10 protein-coding genes are annotated in these 13,483 nt (G+C 74.8%); 4 read left to right on the forward strand and 6 right to left on the reverse strand.

Annotated elements, in window-relative coordinates; all coding sequences use genetic code 11:
• The first annotated feature begins 37 nt into the window (after positions 1-37).
• On the forward strand, positions 38-943 hold the full coding sequence (locus ACIO5E_RS10695) for a LysR family transcriptional regulator (RefSeq protein ID WP_400665836.1): 906 nt from the start codon (positions 38-40) through the stop codon (positions 941-943).
• Here the strand turns inward: ACIO5E_RS10695 and ACIO5E_RS10700 are convergent.
• The 3 genes from ACIO5E_RS10700 to ACIO5E_RS10710 all read right to left on the reverse strand — a co-directional run bounded on the left by ACIO5E_RS10700 (position 936) and on the right by ACIO5E_RS10710 (position 3,742).
• Positions 936-2,132: an MFS transporter gene (locus ACIO5E_RS10700; RefSeq protein ID WP_400665838.1), complete on the reverse strand. Its 1,197-nt coding sequence runs from the start codon at positions 2,130-2,132 to the stop codon at positions 936-938. The genes ACIO5E_RS10695 and ACIO5E_RS10700 overlap by 8 nt on opposite strands.
• Before the next feature lie 132 nt (positions 2,133-2,264).
• Positions 2,265-2,528 carry a ferredoxin gene (locus tag ACIO5E_RS10705; RefSeq protein WP_400665840.1) on the reverse strand — a complete coding sequence of 88 codons (264 nt, stop codon included), beginning with the start codon at positions 2,526-2,528 and terminating at the stop codon, positions 2,265-2,267.
• Positions 2,525-3,742: a cytochrome P450 gene (locus tag ACIO5E_RS10710; protein ID WP_400665841.1), complete on the reverse strand. Its 1,218-nt coding sequence runs from the start codon at positions 3,740-3,742 to the stop codon at positions 2,525-2,527. The genes ACIO5E_RS10705 and ACIO5E_RS10710 overlap by 4 nt, the downstream gene beginning before the upstream one ends.
• Positions 3,743-4,401: 659 nt before the next feature.
• Between ACIO5E_RS10710 and ACIO5E_RS10715 the strand changes: the two genes are divergently transcribed.
• From ACIO5E_RS10715 to ACIO5E_RS10725, 3 genes are all read left to right on the forward strand, one after another.
• Positions 4,402-5,487, forward strand: a complete 1,086-nt coding sequence (locus ACIO5E_RS10715; protein WP_400665843.1) for an S-(hydroxymethyl)mycothiol dehydrogenase — start codon at positions 4,402-4,404, stop codon at positions 5,485-5,487.
• 64 nt (positions 5,488-5,551) lie between these two features.
• Positions 5,552-6,181 carry an MBL fold metallo-hydrolase gene (locus ACIO5E_RS10720; protein ID WP_400665845.1) on the forward strand — a complete coding sequence of 210 codons (630 nt, stop codon included), beginning with the start codon at positions 5,552-5,554 and terminating at the stop codon, positions 6,179-6,181.
• A gap of 82 nt (positions 6,182-6,263) precedes the next feature.
• The gene (locus ACIO5E_RS10725) at positions 6,264-6,665 is read left to right on the forward strand and encodes a pyridoxamine 5'-phosphate oxidase family protein (RefSeq protein ID WP_400665847.1); all 402 of its coding nucleotides are present in this window, start codon (positions 6,264-6,266) and stop codon (positions 6,663-6,665) included.
• 10 nt (positions 6,666-6,675) lie between these two features.
• On the opposite strand, the gene ACIO5E_RS10730 is transcribed toward ACIO5E_RS10725, so the two are convergent.
• The 3 genes from ACIO5E_RS10730 to ACIO5E_RS10740 all read right to left on the reverse strand — a co-directional run bounded on the left by ACIO5E_RS10730 (position 6,676) and on the right by ACIO5E_RS10740 (position 13,397).
• Positions 6,676-7,176, reverse strand: a complete 501-nt coding sequence (locus ACIO5E_RS10730) for a DinB family protein (RefSeq protein ID WP_400665849.1) — start codon at positions 7,174-7,176, stop codon at positions 6,676-6,678.
• 126 nt (positions 7,177-7,302) lie between these two features.
• Positions 7,303-10,422: a phosphocholine-specific phospholipase C gene (locus ACIO5E_RS10735; RefSeq protein ID WP_400665851.1), complete on the reverse strand. Its 3,120-nt coding sequence runs from the start codon at positions 10,420-10,422 to the stop codon at positions 7,303-7,305.
• Positions 10,423-10,619: 197 nt separating this feature from the next.
• Positions 10,620-13,397 carry a BTAD domain-containing putative transcriptional regulator gene (locus ACIO5E_RS10740; protein WP_400665853.1) on the reverse strand — a complete coding sequence of 926 codons (2,778 nt, stop codon included), beginning with the start codon at positions 13,395-13,397 and terminating at the stop codon, positions 10,620-10,622.
• Positions 13,398-13,483 lie beyond the last annotated feature (86 nt).

Here is a 13,483-nt window from a genome sequence, read left to right on the forward strand (position 1 = left end):
GGCCTGCCTGGAGGCCGGCGGACCGTAGACTTCCGGGGTGGATCGGACGACGCCAGGCCCCGTGCTGCCGGAGCTGCCGCTGCAGGAGCTGGAGTGCTTCTCCGTGCTGGTGCACCAGCTGCACTTCGGGCGGACGGCGGAGCTGCTGGGCGTCTCGCAGGGGCGGGTCTCCCAGCTGATCAAGCGACTGGAGAGCCGGGTGGGTGCCCCGGTGTTCCGACGGACCAGCCGCCGGGTCGAGTTGACCGAGCTGGGGCGCGCCCTGGCCGAGCAGGTGGTGCCCGCCTTCGACCGGCTGCGGGCGGGGTACGACGACGCCCGGGCGCGGGCGGCCTCGACGCACCGTCCGTTGCGCCTGGGCTTCCAGTGCGCCGTGTACGAGCCGGTCGCCCGGGCGATCGCGGGCCTGCCGGAAGGGGCGGCCCACCTGGTGGAACTGTCCTGGGGCGATCCGTTCTCCCACCTGGGCCGGGGTGAGATCGACCTGGCGATCGTGCTGTCCCCGTGCCGGGAGGAGGGCCTGCGGGTGCTGCTGGAGTTCTCCCGGCAGCCGATGTACGTCGCGCTCGCCGCCGCGCACCGCCTGGCCGGGGCGTCGAGCGTCGCCGGGGACGAGCTGGCCGCGCTGGCACTGATCGAGCCGCGCGGGCCCGCCCCCGACTACTGGCGCCGGGCGAACGCCCCGCGGCGGACCCGGGACGGGCGGGAGCTGGCCTACCAGGCCGGCGCCGCCACCGTCCAGGAGGGGCTGTCGACGGTGGCCAGCACCCGGCTGGGGCTGTTGCTGTGCGAGGCGAGCACGGCCTACGTCCAGCGGCCGGACATCCGCTACCTGCCGGTGCCGGACCTGGAGCCGTCGACGCTGCTCGTCGTGCGGAGCGAGCGGAGCTCGCACCCGCTGGCCGCCCGGTTCGTGGAGCTGCTGGCGGGCTCCGTCAATTGAGCCGGCCGCCGCGCGGCCGGGAGATCGCGGCGAGCAGCAGCCCGACCGCGGTGACCAGCCCGGCCGAGAGCAGCACGGCGCGGTTCCCGGCCCGGTCGATGACCAGCCCGCCGGCGAGCGAGCCGAGCGCGATGCCGGCGTTGAACACGCCCGCCCACAGCGCCGCCGAGGCCTCGATCCGGGCGGGGTCGGCGGTGCGGACCCAGGTCTGGGTGGAGATCGAGACCCCGCCGTACGAGGCGCCCCAGACGACGAGTGCGAGCAGGACCGCCGCGAGGCTCCCGGTGAGGAACGGCAGCAGGGCGGCGGCGAGTGCGACGCCGGCGAGCGCGGTGGTCACGGCCGCCTTCGGGTGCCGTCCGGCCAGCGGGCCGAGGGTGAAGTTCCCGGCGACGCCGGCCAGCCCGTAGACGAGCAGGCAGGCGGCGATGACGCCGCTGCTCAGACCCGCGTCGAGTTCGAGCACGGGCCGTACGTAGGTGTAGCCGGTGAAGTGGCCGAGCACGACGAGCGCCGTGACGGCGAGCCCGGCGGCGACCCCCCGGTTACGCAGGGCGTCGGCGATGCCGTCGAGCCGGCCCCGCTCGTGGACCGGGAGGGCGGGGAGCGTGCGGGCGAGGACGGCGGCGGAGACCGCGCCGAGCAGGGCGAGGGCCCAGAACGCGGAGCGCCAGCCGAGCAGGGCCGCGAGGTAGGTGCCGAGCGGGACGCCGAGCACCGAGGCGATGGAGACGCCGGAGAAGATCAGCGTGGTGGCGAGCGCGATGCGCGGTCCGTCGGCGAGTCGGGGGCCCAGCCCGGCGGTGATGCCCCACACGATGCCCATCGCGAGGCCGAGCAGGACCCGGCTGACGGCCAGGACGGGGTAGTCGGGCGCGAGGGCGGTGAGCGCGTTCGCCAGGGACAGCAGCAGCAGGAAGGCGATCAGCACGCCCTTGCGGTCCCGGAGGCCGATGAGCGCCGGCACGAAGGGGGAGAGGACCGCGGCGAGGATCCCGGTGATCGTCAGGGAGAGCCCGGTGACGCCGTCGGAGACGGCGAGGGTCTCCGAGACGGGTGTCAGCAGCCCCACCGGCATCATCTCGGAGGAGACCACGGTGAAGGTGGCGAGGGCGACGGCGACGAGCGGTGCCCAGCGGGGCGGACTGCTGGGGGCGGCCGGGGGCGCGAGGGTTTCGGCGTTGGTCATGGGGGCAGCCCACCACCCGCGCCGCGGGCCGAACAAGATCGATGAGCTCATCCATCCATGAGCCCGGCTCATCGATCCGAGGGTGTCCCCGGTGCCGCCCGCCGCAGTGCGGGAGGCGGCACCGGGGCGGGGTCACTCGGCCGGGGCGATCCGGTGGCCGCCGAACGCCGAGTGGAGGGTGAGCGCCTCGACCGGGCAGAAGTCGACCGCCTCGGTCAGCGCCTCCGTCAACTCCGCGCCGCCGGCCGCGTACTCGGCCACCGGCTCGGCCAACCCGTCGGCGCCGAGCGCCAGCGAGCCGGGGGCGCTGAGGGCGCACATCCCGGAGCCGATGCAGCGGTCCCGGTCGACCCGGACGACCACCGGGTCGGTGCCCGTCTCCGATCGGGCCGTCACCAGGCGACCTGGAGGGACTCGGGGCTGCGGGTGAGCAGACCGCGCCGCCAGTCGATCCCCTCGATGGGCCCGGTCAGGCGCAGCGACGGCAGCCGGCGGGCCAGGCGGTGCAGGGCGAGTTCGAGCTCCATCCGGGCCAGCCAGGCGCCCAGGCAGTGGTGCGGCCCGGCGCCGAAGGTCAGCATCGGCGCCGCCAGCGGGGAGAACAGCTCGGTCAGCAGGTCCCCGGTGAAGACCGACGGGTCCTGGTTGGCGGCGCCGGTGTCGGCGGCGACGACGCTGCCGGCCGGGATCACCACCCCGCCGATCTCGACGTCCTCGATGGTGCGGCGCAGCAGTCCGGGCGTGTGCTGGACGTCGCCGAGCGGGACGGCGCGCAGGATCTGCTCGGTCGCGGCGGTGGCGCTGGCCTCGTCGGCGGCCAGCCGCTGCCAGGCCTCGCGGCCGTCGGAGAGCAGGTAGACCAGGGCGTTGCCGAGGCTGGTCATGGTGGTCTCGTGGCCGGCCACGACGAGGCCGATGACCAGCGTGACCAGCTGCCCCTCGGCGATCGAGCCGTCCTCGGCGGCGGCCGCGAGCAGGCTGCTGACCAGGTCCTCGCCGGGGTCGGCGCGACGGTCGGCGATCACGGCGGCGCCGAAGCCGGCGAACTCGGCCATGGCGGTGCCGATCTCCTCGGCGGTGTAGGCGGTGGCGGAGAGCGCGTGGTCGCTCCAGTGCGCGAGCTTCTTGCCGTCCAGGTTGTCCAGCCCCATCAGCCGGCTGATCACCTGGACCGGGAGCGGGCGGGTGTAGCCGGCGACGATGTCGGCGGGGGAGCCGTGGTCGATCAGCTCGTCGATCAGGGCCTCGATCACCGAGGCGACCCAGGGCCGCCAGCGGGCGATGGCACGCGGGGTGAAGGCCCGTTGCACGGTGCGGCGCAGCCGCTGGTGCTCGGTGCCGTCGATGTTCAGCATGCTCTGCGGATCGTCCAGGATGTTGGGGATGACGGCGATCTGCGGCGCGCCCGGGGCGTACAGCGGGGCGCGGCCCAGACGGGGGTCGGTCAGCACCTGTCGCACGTCCGCGTGGCGGCTGACCAGCCAGACGGGGGTGCCGGTGGGCAGCGCGGCGAGCCGGGGCGGGCCGGGCTCCAGGCGGCGCAGGCAGTGCAGCGGGATGAGCGGGACGGTGCCGGTTCCGGCACCGGTCGCACTGTTCTCGGCGGACATCCGTACTCCAGACTCCAGGGCGGGGGGCCGCGCGGTGCGGCCCGACGGGGGGTGGAACCGGGATGGGGCGGGGACGGGTGGGGCGGGCCGGCGGCTCGGCTCGGGCCGGGTTCGGGCGGACCGGGACGAAGGTGGATCGGTGGATCGTTGGAACGGGCGGATCGGGGGAGCGGGTGGATCGGGACGGGGTGAAGGTGCGAAGGTGCGAAGGGCCGATCGGTGGGATGGATGGCGCGAATCGTGCGACGGCGGACGGTCGGTACGCCTCGGCACGGACGGCTCGCGGTGGCGCACCGTCGGGTGGGGCGAGTGTGCTGAGCGTGGTCGAGTGGACCGCTTCTGCTACGACCGTACGTGGGCCGCGGTGCGTGCGTCAGCGGCACTTCCAGCCAACGGCGGTCCTTTCCGGGCACTTCGGGGCTCGCTGACGGGCGCTCGGCGCCGCCCGTGCGCCCCGTTCGCCGGGCCGGGCCGGGTGACCGGCGGATATCTCGGCGGCATATGACGGTGGATCCGGCCGCCCCGGCCGCCGCGGTGAGCCGGATCACCCCGCCCGTTCCGTCGGCGGTCGCCGCAACGGGCGCTACGCTTCGTGGGCAGTCGTTTGTCGCAGGTCACGCCGGTGCAGAGCCGCATCGGCCGACGGAGGTGGATTTCGGATGGCCCAGCAGGTCAAGGCAGTCATCGCGCGCGCCAAGGGCGCGCCCGTGGAGGTGACCACGATCGTGGTGCCGGACCCTGGACCGGGCGAGGCGGTGGTCAGGATCCAGGCCTGCGGCGTCTGCCACACCGACCTCCACTACCGCGAGGGCGGCATCAACGACGAGTTCCCGTTCCTGCTCGGCCACGAGGCGGCGGGCATCGTCGAGTCGGTCGGCGAGGACGTCACCGAGGTCGCGCCCGGCGACTTCGTCGTCCTCAACTGGCGCGCGGTGTGCGGCCAGTGTCGCGCGTGTCGGCGCGGCCGCCCGCAGTACTGCTTCGACACCCACAACGCCAAGCAGAAGATGACGCTGCTGGACGGCACCGAGCTGTCCCCGGCGCTGGGCATCGGGGCGTTCGCCGAGAAGACCCTGGTCGCGGCCGGCCAGTGCACCAAGGTGGACCCGGAGGCCTCGCCGGCCGTCGCCGGCCTGCTGGGCTGCGGTGTGATGGCGGGCCTCGGCGCCGCCATCAACACCGGGGGCGTCGGCCGCGGCGACTCGGTCGCGGTGATCGGCTGCGGCGGCGTCGGCGGCGCGGCCGTGATGGGCTCCCGCCTCGCGGGCGCGGCCCGGATCATCGCCGTCGACATCGACGACCGCAAGCTGGAGACGGCGCGCCGGCTCGGCGCCACCCACACCGTCAACTCCCGCACCACCGACCCGGTCGAGGCGATCCGCGAGCTGACCGGTGGCAACGGCGCGGACGTGGTGGTGGAGGCGGTCGGCCGCCCGGAGACCTATCGGCAGGCGTTCTACGCCCGCGACCTCGCCGGCACCGTCGTCCTGGTCGGCGTCCCCACGCCGGAGATGACGCTGGAACTGCCGCTGCTCGACGTGTTCGGCCGCGGCGGCGCGCTGAAGTCCTCCTGGTACGGCGACTGCCTGCCCTCCCGGGACTTCCCGATGCTGATCGACCTGTACCTCCAGGGCCGCCTTGACCTCGGCGCGTTCGTCACCGAGACCATCGAACTCGACGCGGTGGAGCAGGCGTTCGAGCGCATGCACCAGGGCGACGTGCTCCGCTCGGTGGTGGTCCTGTGAGCGAGCGAACCGTCGAGAGGTGCGCGTTGGGCGAAGCGCCTGCCGAGCGCAGCGAGGTGGGCGCATGAGCACCCGCATCGACCGGCTGGTGACGGCCGGGACCTTCGAGCTCGACGGCGGCAGCTGGGAGGTGGAGAACAACGTCTGGATCGTCGGCGACGACGAGGAGGCGGTGGTGATCGACGCCGCGCACGACGCCGACGCGATCGAGGCCGCGCTCGGCGGGCGCCGACTGCTGGCGATCGTCTCCACCCACGCGCACAACGACCACATCGACGCCGCCCCGGCGCTCGCGGCCCGCACCGGCGCGCCGATCCTGCTGCACCCGGACGACCTGCCGCTGTGGAAGCTCACCCACCCCGAGCGCCTCCCGGACGGCGAACTCGCCGACGGGCAGCGGATCGAGGTGGCCGGCACCGCGCTGACCGTCCTGCACACCCCGGGCCACGCCCCGGGCGCGGTCTGCCTGTACGCACCGGAGATCGGCACCGTCTTCACCGGCGACACCCTGTTCCACGGCGGCCCGGGCGCGACCGGCCGGTCGTTCTCGCACTTCCCGACCATCATCGACTCGATCCGCGAGCGGCTGCTGTCGCTCCCGGCCGAGACGGTGGTCCGCACCGGCCACGGCGACCCGACCACCATCGGCGCCGAGGCCCCGGCCCTGCCGGACTGGATCGCCCGCGGGCACTGAGCGCGACCACCGAACGCGGGCGGTGAGCACCGTACGGCCCCCGGAAGCAGCACCCTGCTCCGGGGGCCGTACGATCGCGATCATGTCCCACGACCCGCGTGACCTCGACGACGCCCTCCTCGCCTTCTGGCGCGAGCGTCACATCGCCACCCTGACCACCGCCCGCCCGGACGGCTCGCCGCACGTGGTGCCGGTCGGCGTGACGTACCAGCCGGAGACCGGGACGGCCCGGGTGATCACCAGCCGCACCAGCCGCAAGGCGCGCAACGTGGCGGCGGCCGGGCCGCAGGGCCTGCGGGTCGCGGTCTGCCAGGTGGACCGGGCGCGCTGGTCGACCCTGGAGGGCGTGGCCGTGGTCCGGGACGAGCCGGAGCAGGTCGCCGACGCCGAGCGGCGCTACACCGAGCGCTACCGCGAGCCCCGGGTGAACCCGGACCGGGTGGTCATCGAGATCGCCGTCGACCGGGTCCTCGGCCGCGCCTGAGACCCACCCGTCAGGCGCGGTTGTGGTCCCCCGCCGCGCCGTCGATGAGCTCGCGCAGGATGTCGACGTGGCCCGCGTGCCGCGCGGTCTCCGTCGCCATGTGGATGAGCACCCAGCGCAGTGACACGGTGTCGCCGAACCAGGCCGTGCCCAGGTCGTCGACGTCGAGCTCGCCGATCACCTGGTCGGCGGCGGCCCGGGCGCGGGCGTAGAACGCCAGCACGTCCTCGGTGGACTCGTGCGGCTCCACCCGCATGTCGGAGTTCTCGTCGTCGAAGTCGAACGGCAGGGGCCCCGTCTCGCGGCCGAAGGCTTCGCAGAACCAGCCGAGTTCCGCACCCCCGAGATGCTTGACCAGGCCCAGCAGGTTCGTCCCGGACGGAGTCATCGGCCGCCGCAACTGCTCGTCGTCAAGCCCTTCGAGCTTCCACAGCACCGCATCACGGTGCCGGTCCAGGGCAACGTGCAGACTGTTCTTCTCGTCGCCGGTGAACGGCACTCGCTTCATCATGCGCGGACCGTAGCAGCCGCCACCGACACCGGCCCCCGCCCGGGTGGGGACGGCCCGACGGGATCGCCCGGGCCGGGCCGTACTGAGGGAGGATCAGCGCGGCCCGGCCGCCCGCGATCCGGCCGGTCAGCCGGTGATCGGGCGGGTGTCCAGGCGGATGTGGTCGACCGCCCAGTACCAGTTGTTGCCCGCGTCGTACATCCGGAACTTCAGCGTCACCGTCCGCGCCCCGGCCGGGACGGCGAGGCGGCGGGTGACGAGGGTGTTCTGGACGTCCTTGCCCGCGTTGTCGTTGCCGGTGGCGTCGGCGCTGTAGAAGACCAGGCGGGTCTCCGTGCCGTTGTCGAACACGGCGGTGACGGCCGCCTTCTGCGGGGCCTCCTGGCGGTAGTGCGAGTCGAAGGCCAGGTACAGGGTGTCGGCGCCGGAGGGGAGTTGGACGGCGGGGGAGACGAGCGTGGAGTCGAAGACGCCCTTGCGCGAGGGGGAGCCGGTGTCGTCCCAGTCGTCCGGGTCGGCCACGGCGAGGACGCCCAGGCCGCGGGTGAAGTTGCCGCGGTCCTGCCCGGCCGGGGTGGACCACTCCCGCTTGGTGTGGAAGGTCCAGCCCTGGAGCCGGACGGTGCCCTGCGGCATGCCGGGGGCGTTGACCACCGACCAGCCCTGCGGGGCCTGGGCCGTCCAGCCGAGCACGCCGTCCTGCGGCTGGAGCGTGCCGGCCAGCGACTCGAAGTCCTCGCCCAGCAGGTGGCCGGCCATCACGGGGGCGGTGCGGGCGGCGAGTTCGCCGTCGGCGAGGGCGAAGCGGTCGCCGGCCAGGGCCCGGGCGGTGACCAGGATCCGGTGGGTGGCCCCGTCGGGCAGCTGGGCGGGCGGGGTGATCTCCCAGACGGCCGTGGCGGTGGCGCCGGCGGCGAGCGCGGCGGGCGGCGCGGTGACGGCGGTGACCGTCCAGCCCGGCGGGACCACCGGCTGCGCCTCGACGGCGGTGAGCGCGGCGCCGGCGCTGAGCACGGCGGAGACCCGGGCCGGGCGGCCGGGCAGCAGGACCGGCTCGTCGACGGTGGTGGAGGCGGCCCCGAGGGCGACGTCCACGGCGAGCGGGTCGGCCAGGCCCAGGGCCGGGTCGGTGACCGTCCGGTCGTCCCAGGGGAAGCGGCCGGAGATCCGGCGGCGGAAGGTGAGGTCCCCGCGGACGGCCACCACGACGTCGTACCAGCCCTCGGGCCGGACCGCGATGTTGACGGTCCGGTCGTCGCCGGCCGCGACCCGCACCTCGCGCAGCCCGTCCCCGTAGGCGAGGTCGCCGACCAGGAAGGTCTGGGCGGTGCGCGAGCGGTTGCTCACGTCGACTTCCAGGACCTTGCCGTTCCTCTCCTCCGACAGCGACACCTCGTACGTCGAGGCGACGTCGCCGCGCAGGTGCCACAGCGCGCCGTTGGGGCCGTGGACGCGCAGGTCGTAGCCCTCCGGGCCGACCGTCCAGACGTCGGAGAGCCGGCTCTTGGCACCGACGGTGTAGTGCCGGGGCGCGTCGCCCGGCGCGGGGTAGACGGCGAACACCGCGCCCTGGCGGCCCTGGTTGACGAGGTCGAGGGTGAGCTCGCCGCCCTTCAGCCGGGGCTTGACCAGCAGGTCGTAGGGCGCGGGGCGGGCCGTGCGGGTGCCGCGCTCCTGCTGCGGGAGGGCCTGCGGGCTGGGCACGGTGGGGGCGGGGAGCTTGCCGGTGTCGACGACCTTCTGCCGGTTGCCGCTGGTGTCGGGCAGCTGCGGCCAGACCGGGTTGCGGCCGGAGAAGTCGAAGACGCCGGTGAGGTCCCCGCAGACGGCGCGCCGCCACGGGCTGATGTTGGGCTCCTGGACGCCGAAGCGCTGCTCCAGGAAGCGCAGCACCGAGGTGTGGTCGTAGACGGTGGAGTCGACGATCCCGCCGCGGGTCCACGGCGAGACCACGATCATCGGCACCCGTACGCCCAGGCCCATCGGGTACGGGCCGGAGACCAGGGTCTCCCCGGCCGGCAGGGTGTCGGACCAGCCGAGCGAGCCGTCGGCGGCCTTCACCCGGTACTTGCCGTCCTGGCTGACGACGCGGTGGTAGGTCGAGCCGCCCTTGCTCACCCGCACGACGACCTCGCCGTCCACCGGGACGGTGGACTTGCCGCGCCCGGTGGCCAGCGGCGGGACGGGCGGCAGCTGGTGGTCGAAGAAGCCCCCGTGCTCGTCGTAGTTGAGGATGAAGACGGTCTTCTCCCACACCTCGGGCTTCGCGGCGAGGGCGGCGAGCAGCCGGGCGGTGAGGTGCTCCCCGTTCGGCGGCGCGTAGTTGGCGTGCTCGGAGAGCGCGGCGGGGGCGACGATCCAGGACACCTGCGGCAAGGTGTCGGCCTGGACGTCGGCGGCGAAGGCGTCGACCAGCGCGTCGCCCATGGCGAACGGGTCGTTCTTCTTCGCCGGGTCGCCGACGGCCCGCATGCCGCGCTCGTACAGCGGCTCACCGGGCCTGGCCTTGACGAAGGGGGCGAACCAGGCGAGCGCGTTGTCGTCGAAGTTGTCGAGCGCCTGGTAGGTCTTCCAGCTGACGCCGGCCCGCTCCAGGCGCTCGGCGTAGGTGGTCCACTCGTAGCCGCCGGCGATCTCGGTGTTGTCGGTCACCGGGGTGTCCCGTACGGTGCCGCCGCTGGTCCCGGTCATCGCGTGGTCGCGGTTGGTGTTGGTGTTGCACTGGACCGACGCGTGGTAGGCGTCGCAGGTGGTGAACACCGACGCGAGCGCGTGGTAGAAGGGCATGTCGGCGCTCTCGTAGTAGCCCTGGCCGAGCCAGCCGCCGGAGCGGCGGGTGACCGAGCCGTCGGCCAGGCCGTCGTTCCAGGCCTTCATGGAGTCGACGAAGCCGAAGGCGGGCGCGCCCTGCTGGTAGGCGTTGGTGTGCGCGGCGTTCATCGCGAAGGGCAGCAGGTAGCCCTCCTTGCGGCTCGGGTCGGGCTGGTGGAACACCGTGCGCCCGTTGACCCCGCGCACCGCCGTCCGGTCGCCGAAGCCGCGGACGCCCGCCAGAGTGCCGAAGTAGTGGTCGAACGCGCGGTTCTCCTGCATGAACACCACGACGTGCTGAATGTCCGCCAGCCGCCCGGGCCGGGCCGGCGCGGCGAGCGCCTGCTGGACGCTGATCGGGAGGGCGGACAGCACGGCGGCCGCCGCCGCGCCGCCGAGCAGGCTGCGGCGCGACAGTTCGGGCATCGGACTCATCGGGTGGGGCTCCTCGCTGACGGGCGCCGGGCCATCTGTTCGACCCGGACGAGCCTTGTCTAAGGGACCGAGATGACCGGGGCCGGGGAGTTCGATGACGATCCGATGGCCGCCACGGGGACCGGAGCCGTACAGACAACTTGACGACTTGTCGAGCTGTGGGCCGGTTGGCGCACCGACCGGATGCAGCAGGTGGGCTACCGCGGTGCCGTGAGCCGGGCGGGCTCGACGAGCTGACGGTCGAGGTGTTCGGCGCGGGGGGCGTCGCCGTGGGCGGTGTAGAGCTCGGCGGCGGCGTGGTGGTGGGTGGCGGCTTCGGCGGAGCGGCCGCCGACGGTGAGGAACTCGGCGAACTGTCGGTGGGCGAGGGCGTGCAGGCGGACGTTGCCGGTGGAGCGGCAGCGGTGGAGGGCGTCGCGCCAGGCGAGTTCGGCGTGGTCGCGGTCGCCGAGCGACTGGTGGGCGAGGGCTTCGCTGACCACCGCCCAGATGGCGGCGTTGGCGGTGGGCCGGTGGGGCAGCAGGGTGTGGGTCTCGCGGGCGTGGGCGAGGGCCGCGGCCGGGTCGCCGAGGGTGAGCTTGATCGCGGCGGCGTTGCTGAGGATGGTGGCGGCGTGCTGGCGCAGGCCGCTGCTCCGGACGAGGGCGAGGGCGGCCCCGGAGATCCGGTCCGCCTCGGCCGGGTCGCCGGACAGGGCGGTCATCGAGGAGTGGACGGAGAGGGCGTGGATGTGGCGGTCGCCGTCCTCGGGGGTGGTGCGGTCGACGGCCTGGGCGGCGAGGGGCAGCGCCTCGGCGACGTACCCGACCGTGCCGAGCGCGCAGGCGGTGGCGGCCTCCATCGCGGCGAGGCCCTCCCGGCCGCCGTCGAGCCGGGCGGCGTGGAGGCCGGCCCGCAGGCAGGAGAGCCGGTCGGCGACCCGGTCGGCCCCGTAGTACAGGACGGCGGTCACCTCGGCGAGGCGCCAGGCGCGTTCGTGGTCGCCGCGGTCGGCGGCTGCGGTGACCAGGGCCCGCAGGACCGGTTCCTCGGCGCGGCACCAGTCGAGGGTGGCGTGGACATCGGACAGGCGCGGGAGGGCCTGCGGGCCGGGGCCGGGCGGCTGGTACGGCCGGTAGTGGGGGTTGGTGCGCTGGACGGCGTGGCCGCCGGCGGCGAGCTCGTAGTCGGCGAGCCGTTGGAAGGCCGTGTCCCGCCGTTCGGCGGGGAGGCCGTCGAACAGTTCGGCGCCGTAGAGGCGGACGAGGTCGTGGCGACCGTAGCGGCCGGGCGCGGGTTCGGTCAGCAGGTGGTGGGCGGCGAGGATGCCGAGGGCGTGCCGGGCGGTCTCGGCGTCGGCGGCGAGCAGGGCGGCGGCCGCGGACACGTCGGTGGTGGTGCCGGGGTGCACGGTGAGCAGGGCGAGGAGCCGGCGGGCGGGTCCGGGGAGGCGGGGATAGGTGCGCGAGAGCGCGGTCCGGACGCTGAGCGTGCCGTCGTCGGTGCGGAGGGCGCCGAGGCGGGTCCGTTCGTCCGCCAACTCGTCGACGAGGGAGGCGAGTTCCCAGCCGGGGCGGGCGGCGAGGCGGTCGGCGGTGATCTGCAGCGCCAGGGGGAGACGGTCGCACAGTTCGATCAGCCGGGTGGCCGCCGCGGGCTCGGCGGCCACCCGCTCGGCGGTCAGCCGGTGCTCCAACAGGCGGTGCGCGTCGGAGACGGGCAGTGCGTCGATGTGGAGCATGGCGGCGCCGTCGGTGACGACGAGTTCCTCCAGGGTGGTGCGGCTGGTCAGGACCGTGACGCAGGCGGGTCCGGCGGGCAGCAGTTCGGTGGCCTCGGCGGCCGTGCGCACGTTGTCGAGGACCACCAGCAGCCGACGGCGTCGGGTGAGTGCGCGGAACAGGTCGGCCCGGGTGGCGAGGCCCTCCGGGACGGCCTGCTCGGGCAGGCCGAGGGAACGGAGGAAGCGGCCGAGGATCTGGGCCGGGTCGGCGGGGCCCGCCGGGTCGAAGCCGCGCAGGTCCGCGAACAGGCGGCCGTCGGGGAAGCCGGCGGCGGCGCGGTGGGCCCACCGCAGGACGGTCGCGCTCTTGCCGACCCCGGCGGGGCCGACCACCACGGCGAGCCCGCCGCCGCCCTGCTCGGCCCGGCCGTGGTGGTCGAGCCACCGCTCCTCGGCTTCGCGGCCGACGAACCCGTCCGGCGTGGAGGGGAAGTGGCGGATCGTCGGGTCGCCGTCGGTGAGGGCTTCGCCGGCCTCCGTCAGCTCGGCCAGGGCGGCCCGGAGCTCCGCTCCAGGGCCGACGCCGAGTTCCTCGTCGAGCCGGGCCGCGGCCTGCCGGTGGACGCGCACGGCGTCGGCGCCGCGCCCGCTCTGGTGCAGGCAGCGGACCAGCAGGGCGGCGGTGGGTTCGCGCAGCCCGTCCGCGCGCACGCTCTGTTCCAGCGCCGGCACGGCCGCATGGCCGCGCCCGAGGCGCAGCAGGCATCGGGTCCACGCGGTGAGCAGCTCGGTCCGGGTGTCGTCGAGGCGGGCGGCGAGCGCGGCGGCGAGCGGGGTGGCGGGGAGGTCGGCGAGGGCCGCGCCGCGCCACAGCCGCAGGGCCCGCTCCAGCAGCGCGGCGGCGGTGGCGTCGTCGTCGGTGGCGGCGGCGCGCGCGGCCAGGGCCTCGGCGTGCAGGGCGTCGACGGCCTCGGGGCGCCCGGTGAGCCGGTAGCCGGGGGCACTGGTGGTGATGGCGAGGCCCGAGCCGTCCAACAGCCGGCGCAGGGTGGCGATGTGACCCTGTAGCGCGGCTTTCGCGCGGGTGGGCGGCCGCTCGGCCCAGAGCAGTTCGAGGAGCTGGCCGACCGGGACGGTGTGGCCCAACTCCAGTGCGAGCAGGGCGAGTACGGCCCGCCGTTGCGCGCTGCCGACGGGGACGGCGGAGCCGGTGCCTTCGTCCGCCCCGGTGCCGTGCCGGAGCTCGACCGGGCCGAGCAGTCGTATCCCCATGTCTCCCGTCCCGCCGTCGTCCGGAGGGACCGGACGAGCCGCCGGGAAGTCTACCCGTCGGTAACTGGTGGTCGGCGCCCCGTCGT

The sequence above is a fragment of the Kitasatospora sp. NPDC087314 genome (assembly GCF_044744365.1).
In the GTDB taxonomy this organism is placed as follows: domain Bacteria; phylum Actinomycetota; class Actinomycetes; order Streptomycetales; family Streptomycetaceae; genus Kitasatospora.